11 protein-coding genes are annotated in these 12199 nt (G+C 72.2%); 6 read left to right on the top strand and 5 right to left on the bottom strand.

All coding sequences use genetic code 11. The annotated features are described in order from the left end of the window. The first annotated feature begins 44 nt into the window (after positions 1–44). The 3 genes from ABZV00_RS15375 to ilvC are packed head-to-tail and all read left to right on the top strand — an operon-like array spanning position 45 to position 3542. Positions 45–1928 carry an acetolactate synthase large subunit gene (locus tag ABZV00_RS15375; protein WP_355606130.1) on the top strand — a complete coding sequence of 628 codons (1884 nt, stop codon included), beginning with the start codon at positions 45–47 and terminating at the stop codon, positions 1926–1928. 27 nt (positions 1929–1955) lie between these two features. Further along, positions 1956–2471 (top strand): acetolactate synthase small subunit, encoded by a 516-nt coding sequence (ilvN, locus tag ABZV00_RS15370; RefSeq protein ID WP_089017348.1) that lies wholly within the window; start codon positions 1956–1958, stop codon positions 2469–2471. Positions 2472–2528: 57 nt separating this feature from the next. Further along, positions 2529–3542, top strand: a complete 1014-nt coding sequence (gene ilvC / locus ABZV00_RS15365) for a ketol-acid reductoisomerase (protein WP_328424384.1) — start codon at positions 2529–2531, stop codon at positions 3540–3542. Positions 3543–3594: 52 nt separating this feature from the next. Here ilvC and ABZV00_RS15360 read toward each other — a convergent pair whose 3' ends face one another. Next, positions 3595–4587 carry a hypothetical protein gene (locus ABZV00_RS15360; protein WP_355606126.1) on the bottom strand — a complete coding sequence of 331 codons (993 nt, stop codon included), beginning with the start codon at positions 4585–4587 and terminating at the stop codon, positions 3595–3597. A 265-nt stretch (positions 4588–4852) separates the two neighbouring features. Here ABZV00_RS15360 and serA point away from each other — a divergent pair, with 265 nt between their 5' ends. Then, on the top strand, positions 4853–6451 hold the full coding sequence (gene serA, locus ABZV00_RS15355; RefSeq protein ID WP_328424388.1) for a phosphoglycerate dehydrogenase: 1599 nt from the start codon (positions 4853–4855) through the stop codon (positions 6449–6451). 78 nt (positions 6452–6529) lie between these two features. On the opposite strand, the gene ABZV00_RS15350 is transcribed toward serA, so the two are convergent. Further along, a complete protein-coding gene (locus ABZV00_RS15350) occupies positions 6530–6886 on the bottom strand; it encodes a hypothetical protein (protein WP_355606123.1) in 357 nt (118 codons plus the stop codon). A 369-nt stretch (positions 6887–7255) separates the two neighbouring features. Next, positions 7256–8098: an FAD:protein FMN transferase gene (locus ABZV00_RS15345; protein ID WP_355606120.1), complete on the bottom strand. Its 843-nt coding sequence runs from the start codon at positions 8096–8098 to the stop codon at positions 7256–7258. Between the two features lie 227 nt (positions 8099–8325). Here ABZV00_RS15345 and ABZV00_RS15340 point away from each other — a divergent pair, with 227 nt between their 5' ends. Beyond that, complete coding sequence (locus ABZV00_RS15340; protein ID WP_355606117.1) at positions 8326–9357, top strand: 3-isopropylmalate dehydrogenase; 1032 nt, start codon at positions 8326–8328, stop codon at positions 9355–9357. 172 nt (positions 9358–9529) lie between these two features. Then, positions 9530–10627 carry a branched-chain amino acid aminotransferase gene (locus tag ABZV00_RS15335; protein ID WP_355606115.1) on the top strand — a complete coding sequence of 366 codons (1098 nt, stop codon included), beginning with the start codon at positions 9530–9532 and terminating at the stop codon, positions 10625–10627. A 126-nt stretch (positions 10628–10753) separates the two neighbouring features. On the opposite strand, the gene ABZV00_RS15330 is transcribed toward ABZV00_RS15335, so the two are convergent. Together ABZV00_RS15330 and ABZV00_RS15325 are read right to left on the bottom strand one after the other, a co-directional pair. Further along, complete coding sequence (locus ABZV00_RS15330; protein WP_355606112.1) at positions 10754–11494, bottom strand: tyrosine-protein phosphatase; 741 nt, start codon at positions 11492–11494, stop codon at positions 10754–10756. Positions 11495–11550: 56 nt separating this feature from the next. After that, the gene (locus tag ABZV00_RS15325; RefSeq protein WP_355606109.1) at positions 11551–12009 is read right to left on the bottom strand and encodes a PRC-barrel domain containing protein; all 459 of its coding nucleotides are present in this window, start codon (positions 12007–12009) and stop codon (positions 11551–11553) included. Positions 12010–12199: the final 190 nt, after the last annotated feature.

Raw genomic sequence — 12199 nt, 5'->3', positions numbered from 1 at the left:
CGCTTGACAAGCCCCAGCCACTCCAGCCGAAGGCCAGAACCGTCATGACGAGACCCACGCCCGAGACCCTCGCCCATACCGCCCGCCGTGCCCGCGCGGCCACCGAGCCGGCCGGCGACGTCGACCCCGCCGCCGCGCGCACCCCGGCCAGCCCGGCCACCCCGGCGGTACGGCCATCCGCTCCGGCCCAGGTCTCCGGCGCCGGTTCGCTGGTGCGGTCCCTTGAGGCGCTCGGCGTCGACGTCGTCTTCGGCATCCCGGGCGGCGCGATCCTGCCGGCTTACGACCCGCTCTACGACTCCACCGTCCGGCACATCCTGGTCCGGCACGAGCAGGGCGCCGGGCACGCGGCGACCGGGTACGCGCAGGCCACCGGCAAGGTCGGCGTCTGCATGGCCACCTCCGGCCCGGGCGCCACCAACCTGGTCACCCCGATCGCCGACGCGTACATGGACTCGGTGGCGATGGTGGCGATCACCGGTCAGGTGGCCCGCCCGTCGATCGGCACCGACGCCTTCCAGGAGGCGGACATCCAGGGCATCACCCTGCCGATCACCAAGCACAACTTCCTCGTGCAGACCGCCGAGGAGATCCCGCAGGTGCTGGCCGAGGCCTTCCACCTGGCCAGCAGCGGCCGGCCCGGCCCGGTGCTGGTCGACATCCCCAAGGACGTGCTCCAGGCGCCGACCACCTTCGCCTGGCCGCCCACCCTGGATCTGCCCGGCTACCGGCCCACCCTGCACCCGCACGGCAAGCAGATCCGGGAGGCGGCCCGGCTGATGGCCGCCGCCCGCCGGCCGGTGCTCTACGTGGGCGGCGGGGTGCTCAAGGCCGGTGCCACCGACGGGCTGCGCACGCTGGCCGAGCAGACCGGCATCCCGGTGGTCACCACGCTGATGGCACTCGGCGCGTTCCCCGACTCGCACCGGCAGCACCTGGGGATGCCCGGCATGCACGGCACGGTCGCGGCGGTCTACGGCCTGCAGAAGGCGGATCTGATCGTCGCCCTGGGTGCGCGGTTCGACGACCGGGTGACCGGCAAGCTGGACTCGTTCGCCCCGGACGCGGCGGTGGTGCACGCCGACATCGACCCCGCCGAGATCGGCAAGAACCGGCACGCGGACGTGCCGATCGTGGGTGACGCCCGGCACGTCATCGACGAGCTGATCGCCGCGGTGGCCATCGAACGGTCGGCCGGGCACAGCACCGACCTGGCCGACTGGTGGACTCAGCTGGACGACCTGCGCGACCGCTACCCGCTGGGCTACGACGAGCCGGCCGACGGCACGCTCTCCCCGCAGTACGTGATCAAGCGGCTGGGCGAGATCGTCGGCCCGGACGCGATCTTCGTGGCCGGGGTGGGCCAGCACCAGATGTGGGCGTCCCAGTTCATCTCCTACGAGAAGCCACACACCTGGTTGAACTCCGGTGGCCTCGGCACGATGGGCTACGCGGTGCCGGCGGCGATGGGCGCCAAGGTCGGCAAGCCGGACACGGTGGTCTGGGCGGTGGACGGCGACGGCTGCTTCCAGATGACCAACCAGGAGTTGGCCACCTGCGCGCTGGAGGGCATCCCGGTCAAGATCGCCGTGATCAACAACGGCAACCTCGGCATGGTGCGGCAGTGGCAGACGCTGTTCTACAACGAGCGGTACTCCAACACCGAGCTCGGCACCCACAAGCACCGCATTCCCGACTTCGTCAAGCTCGCCGAGGCACTGGGCTGCGTCGGGCTGCGCTGCGAGAACGCCGCCGACGTGGACAAGACCATCGCCGCCGCCATGGAGATCAACGACGGCCCGGTGGTGATCGACTTTGTGGTCGGCAAGGACGCCATGGTCTGGCCGATGGTCGCCGCCGGCACCAGCAACGACGAGATCATGTTCGCCCGCGGCGTCCGCCCGGCCTTCGACGAGGATGACATCTGACATGAGTGAGCGAAGCGAGGTCGTGGCATGACGATGCACACCCTGTCCGTGCTCGTGGAGAACAAGCCCGGCGTGCTCGCCCGCGTCTCCGGCCTGTTCTCCCGGCGCGGGTTCAACATCGACAGCCTCGCCGTGGGCGAGACCGAGAACCCGGACGTCTCCCGGATCACCATCGTGGTCAACGCGGAGTCGTCCCCGCTGGAACAGGTCACCAAGCAGCTCAACAAGCTGGTCAACGTGCTCAAGATCGTCGAGCTGGACCCGCAGGTCTCGGTCGCCCGGGAGTTGCTGCTGGTGAAGGTCCGCGCCGACCGGTCCGCACGGACCCAGGTACTGGAGACGGTCAACCTGTTCCGCGCCCGGGTGGTCGACGTCGCGCCGGACACCCTGACCATCGAGGCCACCGGCACCCCGGACAAGCTCGACGCGCTGCTGCGCGACCTCGAGCCCTTCGGCATCAAGGAAATGGTCCAGTCCGGGCTCGTGGCGATCGGGCGCGGCTCGCGTTCGATCACCGCTGGCCCCGCGCTGCGGGCCGCCTGACCCATCCACACGGACCACGACGGGCCGCTCCGGCCGTCGTACGAAAGGGAAGTCCCAATGAGTGTTGAGGTGTACTACGACGACGACGCCGACCTCGGCCTGATCCAGGCCAAGAAGGTCGCGGTCATCGGCTACGGCAGCCAGGGCCACGCCCACGCGCTGTCGCTGCGCGACTCCGGCGTCGACGTGGTGATCGGTCTGCCGGAGGGCTCGAAGAGCCGCCCCAAGGCCGAGGAGCAGGGCCTGCGGGTGGTCACGCCGGCGCAGGCCGCGGCCGAGGCCGACGTGATCATGGTGCTCGCGCCGGACACCGCCCAGCGAGCCCTGTACACCGAGTCGATCGCGCCGCACCTCGCCCCGGGCAAGGCGATCTTCTTCGGTCACGGCTTCAACATCCGGTACGGGCTGATCAAGCCGCCGGCCGAGGTGGACGTGGCGATGGTCGCGCCGAAGGGCCCGGGCCACCTGGTCCGCCGGCAGTACGCCGACGGCAAGGGCGTGCCCTGCCTGGTCGCCGTCGAGCAGGACGCCAGCGGCAACGCGCTCGCGCTCGCCCTCGCGTACGCCAAGGGGATCGGCGGCACCCGCGCCGGCGCGATCAAGACCACCTTCACCGAGGAGACCGAGACCGACCTCTTCGGCGAGCAGGCGGTGCTCTGCGGTGGTGCCGCGGCGCTGGTGCAGACCGGTTTCGAGGTGCTCACCGAGGCGGGCTACGCCCCCGAGGTGGCCTACTTCGAGTGCCTGCACGAGCTGAAGCTGATCGTCGACCTGATGTACGAGGGCGGCATCGCGAAGATGCGCTACAGCATCTCCGACACCGCCGAGTACGGCGACCTCTCCCGTGGCCCGCGAGTCATCGACTCGCGCGTCAAGGACGAGATGCGCAAGATCCTCGGGGAGATCCAGTCCGGCGAGTTCGCCCGCGAGTGGGTTGCCGAGGACGAGGCGGGTCGGCCCAACTTCAAGAAGTGGCAGGCCGAGGGTGCGGCGCACCCGATCGAGGAGACCGGCAAGAAGCTGCGCGGAATGATGAGCTGGGTCGACCGGCCGATCACCGAGACCGCCTGACGTCGCGGCGCGACCGCCCGGCCGTCCAGACACGGCCGGGCGGCCGCGCGCGCTACTCAGCCACGCTCGATCGACCTGGCCTCACCGGCTGCCCAGGCTGCCTCCTCGTACCGGCCGAGGCCTTGAGAATGCCGGCCAGCGTGCGCAGCGCGGCGACCAACCGGTGGTCGTACCGGACGGGATCGTGCTCGGCCAGCCAACGGAAGTGCCCCACCGCCTCCTCGGCCGTCGTCACGGCCGCTTCCGGTTCGCCGAGCTCTAAGCGGCACGTGGCGATCACGAACAGCAGTCGGCCGAGCGCCGGCCGGGCCCGCAGCGGCTCCCAACGGGCCCAGAAGGTCAGATCCTCGCGGGGGTCCGCTGTCAGCGTCAGCGTCTCGGCCCACCGTCCGTCGCTGGCGAGGGACTCGGCCAGCCCGGTCACCGCGTCAAATCGGGCGGGCATGTACCGCAGCCGCGCCCAGGCGGAAAGCCGCCGGAAGGTCTCGACCGCCTCCTCCCGGGCGGCCAACGCCTCGACCGGCGCGTCCAGCGCCGCCTGGCAGCTACCGAGCACGGTGAGCGACCGGGCCAGCCCCGTCAGCTCTCGGACGCCGAGCGGCGCGCAGCGTAGCCATGTCGCCCGGGCCTGCTCAGCAAGGGGCAGCGCGTCCTGAGGGGCGCTGGGGGAGAGCAGGTTGGCCATCATCAGGTGCGCTGCGGCCAGAACGACCAGCCCGTCTCGGTCGGTCGCGTTCTCGACGTACCCGATCGCCTCCCAGCCCTGGTCGAGCGCGGACGCCACGGTGCGGTCGTCGGGGACCGAACCCTGCGCGACGAGCGCTCGCGCGAGCCCCACCTCGTGCCGGCCCGACCGGCCCTGGACCAGCCGCCGGTAGAGCGCGACCGCCTCGTCCGCGGCGGCGGTGCGCCGGACCACGAAACCGCGTCGGATGCTCACCTGCTGGGACCGGGTGACCAACGCCTCGGCCAGCATCGGACCGAACCGCGCGAGATCGACGCGGGTCAGCTGTCGGAGCAGCGTGATGCGGATGACGAGCGGCACGGGCGGCTCCTCCCCGAGGGCTGGTGCCTCCGGTTGTAGCTGGCCAGGGCAACCATGTCGGTCAGGTGAACGCCCGATGTCCGTCGCCCGACCCGGCGTGTGAGGGCCCTCACCCCGCGGACCGGAACATGCCGACCAGCGAGGCACCTACGATCGCGGGTAGGTGCGCAGCCGGCACCTGACGGCCACGGCACGGATCAGCGCAGGGCGCAGTGCGGCGCCTTACCGCCCGGGCCGATCGCAAACACGACCTCTACGAGGACCGATGAATCCTGTCGTACTGATCGCCGAAGAACTCGCCCCCGCCGCCATCGAGGTGCTCGCCTACGACTTCGACGTCCGTCACGTCGACGGCACCGACCGTCCGGCCCTGCTCTCGGCGCTCTCCGAGGCCGACGCCGTCATCGTGCGCAGCGCGACCCAGATCGACGCCGAGGCGATCGCCGCCGCGCCGCGACTCAAGGTGGTCGCCCGGGCGGGTATCGGGCTGGACAACGTCGAGGTGCCCGCCGCCACCGCGCGCGGCGTCATGGTCGTGAACGCGCCCACCTCGAACATCGTGTCCGCCGCCGAGCAGGCCGTCGCGCTGCTGCTCGCCGTGGCCCGCAACACCGCGAGCGCCAGTTCCGCGCTCAAGGCGGGGGAGTGGAAGCGGTCGAAGTACACCGGCGTCGAGGTGCAGGGCAAGACCGTCGGCGTGGTCGGGCTCGGCCGCATCGGTGTGCTGTTCGCGCAGCGCATCGCCGCGTTCGGCACCCGGCTGATCGCGTACGACCCGTACATCCAGCCGGCGCGGGCGGCGCAGCTCGGCGTACGCCTGGTCGGGCTTGAGGAGCTGCTGCGGGAGAGCGACTTCATCTCCATCCACCTGCCGAAGACCCCGGAGACGGTGGGCCTGATCGGTGAGAAGGAGCTGGCGATCGTCAAGCCCGGCGTCCGCATCGTCAACGCCGCCCGCGGTGGTCTGGTCGACGAGCAGGCGCTCGCGAACGCCATCGCCGAGGGCCGGGTCGCCGGTGCCGGCGTCGACGTGTACAGCAAGGAGCCCTGCACCTCCTCGCCGCTGTTCGCCTTCGACAACGTGGTGGCCACCCCGCACCTGGGCGCCTCCACGCACGAGGCGCAGGACAAGGCCGGCCTGGCGGTGGCCAGGAGCGTGAAGCTGGCGTTGCAGGGCGAGTTCGTCCCGGACGCGGTCAACGTGCAGGCCGGCGGCGTGGTCGCCGAGGACGTCCGGCCGCTGCTCCCGCTGGCCGAGAAGCTCGGCCGGGCCTTCACCGCGGTCGCCGGCGGTGTCGCCGCCAGCGTCACGGTCGAGGTTCGCGGCGAGATCGTCAGCCACGACGTGTCGGTGCTCAAGCTCGCCGCCACCAAGGGCCTGTTCAGCTCGGTGGTCGAGGAGCAGGTCACCTACGTCAACGCCCCGCACCTGGCCGCCGAGCGCGGCGTCGAGGTCACCCTGGCCAGCCTGGCCGAGACGGCTGAGCAGCCCACCCTGGTCACGGTGCGCGGCGCGCTGCCGGACGGCCGGACGGTCAGCGTCTCCGGCACGGTCACCCACGCCGGTGCTCGCGACGTCCTCAAGCTCACCGAGGTGGACGGCTTCGACGTGGAGATCGGCGCGGAGGGCATCCTGCTCTTCCTGCGCTACGCCGACCGGCCCGGTGTCGTCGGCACCGTCGGCACCCTGCTCGGCGAGTCGGGCATCAACATCGCCGCCATGCAGGTGGCCCGGCGCGAGGCGGGCGGCGAGACGCTGATGACGCTCACCGTCGACCAGGCGCTCGGCGCCGACCTGCTCACCTCGGCGGCCGACTCGATCGGCGCGACGGCGGCCAGCGCCGCGGATCTGCGCGACGAGTAGTCGACGGCAGCACCACGGGGGGCCCGGCGATTCGCCGGGCCCCTCGTCATACCCGTGGTGGGGTGTCCTGCCGCCCGGTCAGCCGGGCAGCCGGGCCGGGGGCGGGTAGACCGAGCCGTCCTGCGGGTCGAAGAGCATCAGCCCGTGCTCGCCGGCCAGCCGCTCGATGTCCAGCAGCACCTGGTCCGCACAGGTCGGGTGCAGGTTCAGCTCGACGTGGTCGTGGGCGGCGTGCAGCGGCGTCACGGCCCACGGGCTGTCCGGGCCGGGGTGCCGGTCCGGGTAGGAGGCGGTGATCGCCCGATAGAAGCTGACCACTCGCGGGTCCGGGTATCGGTCGACGTGCCGCCCTTGCCGGCACCCCTCGACCGCGGCCCGCACGTCCTCGGGCGTCGCCCCGTCCTCCAGGGCCCACACGCTCAGATCGAAACTCACGGCGGACAGCGTGCCATCCGTCGTTCACCATGTCGAAACTGCCTCGCCGCAGGCCAATCGCCGATCCGCCATACTCCGGTCACGACGGTCCGCTGTGGAGACTCTTGCGTCGAGTTGCGTCGATTCGCTAGCGTACCGACTGCGGTCACTGGCCGAGTTCGCGGCGCCGACCCGTCTTCGGGTGGCGCGGTCGACGTCCGGCCCGACCGGTCCGCACCCCTCGATTGTGCGAGCCACGCGCACTCGTCGCTGACCGGCCCCCACGGTCGTTGCCGAGACTGTGGGGGCCGATCGCGGGCCCGAGTGGCGGCCGACGTGCGAATCGGACGCAGCGCCACAGGGAGGCGGGCCGGTGCGGCAACGTTCCGCTCAGCGCCGGTGGGCGAAGAGCGCGCGGTAGTCGGAGCCAGCGCGGAACCAGGACAGGCCGGTGGGGCCGGCGGCGTAGAGCGCGGTGGCGTAGGCGTCGGCGACCGTCAGGTCGGGGCCGACGACGGTGGCGGCGACGAGCTGACTGGCCGGCTCACCGGTGTGCGGATCCACCACATGTCCCTGGCGCCCGGTCACCCCGGAGGTGCCGACCGCTCCGGCGGTCATCTCCAGCACCAGCGGCGCGCGTTCGGGTGCGGTCGGGTGATGCACCGCCACCCGCCACGGGCCGCCGTGTGGCGCGTGGCCACGGACCACCAGGTCGGCACCGGTGAGTACGGCGTAGTCGTGGATGCCCGCGGCGCGCAACCGGGCGGCGGCGCGCTCCACCGCCCAGCCGCCGAGCAGACCGCCCGGGTCGAAGCCGCCGGGCACCGCCCAGGCGTCGAACCACCCGTCGGTGGCGGCCCGCATCGCCGTGCAGCGGTCCACCAGGTCGGCCAGTGGGGGGTACGAATCGGGACTGATCTCGCCCCGGCGCAGCATGGAAACCAGACTCTCGGGCCGGTTCGGGCCATAGGTGAGGTCGATGGCGCGCAACTCCGCGACGCTGTCCCGCAGTGCCTCGCCGACGCCCCGGCGGCCGAGCCACTCGGGTGCGTTGAGCAGCAGGGTGTACTCGGCGGTCGGGGTCTGCACGGTGTGCTGGACAGCGATCCGGCCCTCGGTGGCGCTGGCCGGATCGATCCGCTGGCGGCGGCGGCCCAGCCGCAGGTCCGGCCGGCGGTTCCGGAAGGCCGACGGATCGGGCCAGCGGGTCCGCGGCTGCTCGTCGATGCGCATGGCACCTGCCCCTCACAGTGTGGCGTCGCGTCATCGGCGACCCCGTGTCGCGGGCCCCCCTGACCCGCTGACCCCTACGTTAGGCAGCGGAGATGATTGGCTCATGGATCCCACCTGTGAGGGTGCTGTGTATCGGTGTGTCCCAGAGTGTGGACGATCCGTACCGGGAGGCGGGACGGCGACGTACCGTTGCCCGGTACGGGGCAGTCGAACAGAGGAGTGCGGGCGTGGCGCGGATCGCGGTGGTGGCCGGGGACGGCATCGGGCCCGAGGTGGTCGCGCAGGCCCGCAAGGTCCTCGACGCCGTGCTACCCGGCGTGCAGGCCACCGAGTACGACCTCGGAGCGGCCCGCTGGCACCGTACCGGAGAGGTGCTGCCCGACTCGGTCCTGGCCGAGCTGGCCGGGCACGACGCGATTCTGCTCGGCGCGGTCGGTGACCCGACCGTTCCGTCGGGAGTGCTGGAGCGGGGCCTGCTGCTCAAGCTCCGGTTCGCTTTCGACCAGTACGTCAACCTGCGCCCGTCGCGGCTCTGGCCCGGGGTCGCCGGCCCGCTGGGCAACGTGAAGCCGGGCGAGGTCGACCTGGTGGTGGTGCGCGAGGGCACCGAGGGTCTCTACGCCGGGGCCGGCGGTTCCCTGCACCGGGACACCCCCGCCGAGGTCGCCACCGAGGAGAGCCTGAACACCCGGCACGGCGTGGAGCGGGTGATCCGCGACGCGTTCACCCGGGCCGGTCGCCGGGAGCGGCGCAAGGTCACCCTGGTGCACAAGACCAACGTGCTCACCCACGCCGGGTCGCTGTGGGCGCGTACCTTCGACGCGGTCGCCGCCGAGCACCCGGACATCGCCACCGAGTACCAGCACGTCGACGCGGCCGCGATGTTCCTGGTCACCCAGCCGCAGCGCTATGACGTGGTGGTCACCGACAACCTGTTCGGCGACATCCTCACCGACATCGCCGCGGCGGTCACCGGCGGGATCGGGTTGGCCGCCAGCGGCTGCATCAACCCCGAGGGGGCGTACCCCTCCATGTTCGAGCCGGTGCACGGCTCGGCGCCGGACATCGCCGGGCAGGGCATCGCCGACCCGGTCGCCGCGGTGCTCTCCGCCGCGCTGCTGCTGGAGCAGCTCGGGCACGCCGAGGCCGCTACCCGGGTCAACGCGGCGGTTGCCGCCGAGCTTGCCGGCCGGACCCCGGGCGTGACGCTGCGTACCGCCGAGGTCGGCGACCGGCTCGCCGCGCACGCCGTAGCCTGACTCGCCCCGGGGCCGACCGGCCACCCGCCGGTCGGTCCGACGAGGGGCCATCCGGGGTTCCCTATGCCCCCGAGCGGCGCTACCCGCTGAACGACCGTTCGGGGTAAGTTTCTGGCACAGCCATGTCGGTGTGCGGTCCCGCATGCCGTTGTCCTGCAGGGAGGTCAGCGCGATGAGCGGTGGTGACAAGCTCGACTTCGAGATCCGTCCGAATCCCGCGCCGGTATCCGCCGCCGACCGGGCCGCCCTGCTGGTCAATCCCGGGTTCGGCCGAGTCTTCACCGACCACATGGTCACCGTCCGGTACGCCGACGGCAAGGGCTGGTACGACGCCCGGGTGGAGGCGCGCGCGCCGATCCCGATGGACCCGGCCAGCGCGGTGCTGCACTACGCGCAGGAGATCTTCGAGGGGTTGAAGGCGTACCGGACCGCCGACGGTGGCGTGACGATGTTCCGGCCGGACGCCAACGCCGCCCGGTTCGCCACCTCGGCGCAGCGGATGGCGATGCCGGTGCTACCACCCGAGGTCTTCGTCGACTCGCTGCACAAGCTCATCGAGGTCGACCGGGACTGGATCCCGACCGGCGAGGACGGCAGCCTCTACCTGCGGCCGTTCATGTATGCCAGCGAGGTCTTCCTCGGCGTCCGCCCGGCCAACGAGTACCTCTACCTGGTGATCGCCTCGCCGGTCGGCGCGTACTTCACCGGCGGGGTCAAGCCGGTCACCGTCTGGGTCTCGCCGGACTACACCCGGGCCGCGCCCGGCGGCACCGGCGCGGCCAAGTGCGGCGGCAACTACGCCGCGTCACTGGCGGCCCAGGCGGAGGCCATCGAGGCTGGCTGCGACCAGGTCGTCTTCCTGGACGCGGTGGAGCGCCGGTTCGTCGACGAGCTGGGCGGCATGAACGTCTTCTTCGTCTACGACGACGACACCGTGGTCACCCCGCCGCTGACCGGCACGATCCTGCCGGGTATCACCCGGGACGCGATCATCACGCTGGCCGGCGCGGCCGGGCACCGGGTCGAGGAGCGGCCGGTCACGTTCGCCGACTGGCAGGCCGACGCGGCCAGCGGCCGGCTCCGCGAGGTCTTCGCCTGCGGCACCGCCGCGGTGATCACCCCGATCGGCGGGGTCCGCTTCCCGGACGGCGAGTTCCTGATCGGCGGCGGTGAGCCCGGCCGGGTCACCATGGCGCTGCGCCAGCAGCTGGTCGACATCCAGCGGGGCAAGGCTGCCGACCCGCAGGGCTGGGTGCACCGGGTCCTCTGACGCCCGCACGCGCCCACGGGTCCGGCTGGACGGGTGGGCGCGGCCGGGTCGACACGGTCGGTTCGGAGGGCGATACCGCACGGGCATCACCATGACCGTGCGGTATCGCCCCCGACGACCGGCGGGCTAGTCGAGCAGGTGGTCGCGGAGGGCGGCGAGCTGCACCTCGGTGACCCCGGCGTGGCGCAGGTACCCCTCGACCGAGCCGTGCCCCGCGCGCAGCTCGGCCAGGAAGATCTCCATCGCCTCGGCGGGCGAGGCCAGGAACGGTGCCGGCACGTCCACCCTGCCGCTGGTGGTGGCGGCCAGCCAGGCGCTGTACCGGGCCGACGCCTCCGCGCTCAGCGCGTAGTCCGAGACGATGTCGGCGTCGTCGACGCCCAGCACGGCAAGGGTCAGAGCGCAGACGATGCCGGTGCGGTCCTTGCCCGCCACGCAGTGCACCACCACCGGGGCATTGGCGGAGTCCGCGATCAGCCCCACCGCCTCGGCCAGGCCGGCGGTGCCGGTCTGCGCCAGGTCGGCGTACCGGTCCGCGAGGTAGCGGGCCAGGCTGGCACCCTCCTCGTGCGGCTGCCCGGCCCAGTCCGCGTGCTCCGGGTGGATGTGCCGGTAGGTCAGCCCCGGGTACGCCGGCACCCGGCCGTCCCGGTCCACCTCCTGCGGGCGACGGAGGTCGATGACGGTGCGGATGCCGATCGCGGCAAACGCGTCCCGGTCCTGCTCGTCGAGGCGGTGCAGCGAGTCGGAGCGATAGAGCCGGCCCCGGCGCACGGTCCGGTCGTCGTGGCCGGCGTAGCCACCGACGTCGCGGAAGTTGAAGGTCGCGGGCAGCGAGATGTGTCGGTTGTCGTCGATGGCGTCCACGCTGACACGGTAACGGCCGGTGGGGCAGTGCCCCACCGGCCGTCGGGTCCGTTCAGCTACCGTGCGGTGCCGGGCGGGAGTGCGCCGTACGTCTCGTCGTAGTAGCCGCCCAGCCGATCCCGGTAGCTCGGGTCGCTGTGGCTGGTCTCGTCGTACTCCGGGGCGGCCTTGATCTGGTCGCGGGTCCGGTCGACGGAGACGGTGCGCTGGTCGTGGTCGACCTGGTTGACCGTGCCGGCCGGCAGCATCACCTTCTTGCCGAAGATCCACGGGCCGGTGTCCACCACCAGGTAGCTGCCGTCCACCTCGTGGCTGGCGCTGTCGATCTTGCCGATCCCGCCGTCGATGGCCTCGACCTTGTAGCCGACCAGGTCGGCGTCGGCCACCCCGGCCTGATCCCGGTAGCGCCAGGGGTCGAAGGTGCCGGCCGGCGCGCCGCCGGGCACAGCGCCCTGGTCGCCGCCGCGCAGCGGGTCCGGCCCGGCGTGGGTGGCGTGCGGATCGATCCTGTCCATGCCGTTCACTCCTGACTGTCGCCGATCGTCTCGGCGTCGGTGGGTGCCTCCCCGCAGGAGCTACCCGGCCGCCGGGGTCCGGAAACGGTGAGGGGTCGACACCGCAGGTGCGGCGTCGACCCCTCGGGGCGTACCGACTCTGTCTCGCCGTCCCGCCATGTGGATTATTCCTCCCAAATACAGGAGCGGG

Source organism: Micromonospora sp. NPDC005173 (assembly GCF_040608515.1).
Lineage (GTDB): Bacteria > Actinomycetota > Actinomycetes > Mycobacteriales > Micromonosporaceae > Micromonospora.
Note: the sequence above shows the minus strand (reverse complement) of the source record. Positions and strands in the feature narration are given on the sequence as shown.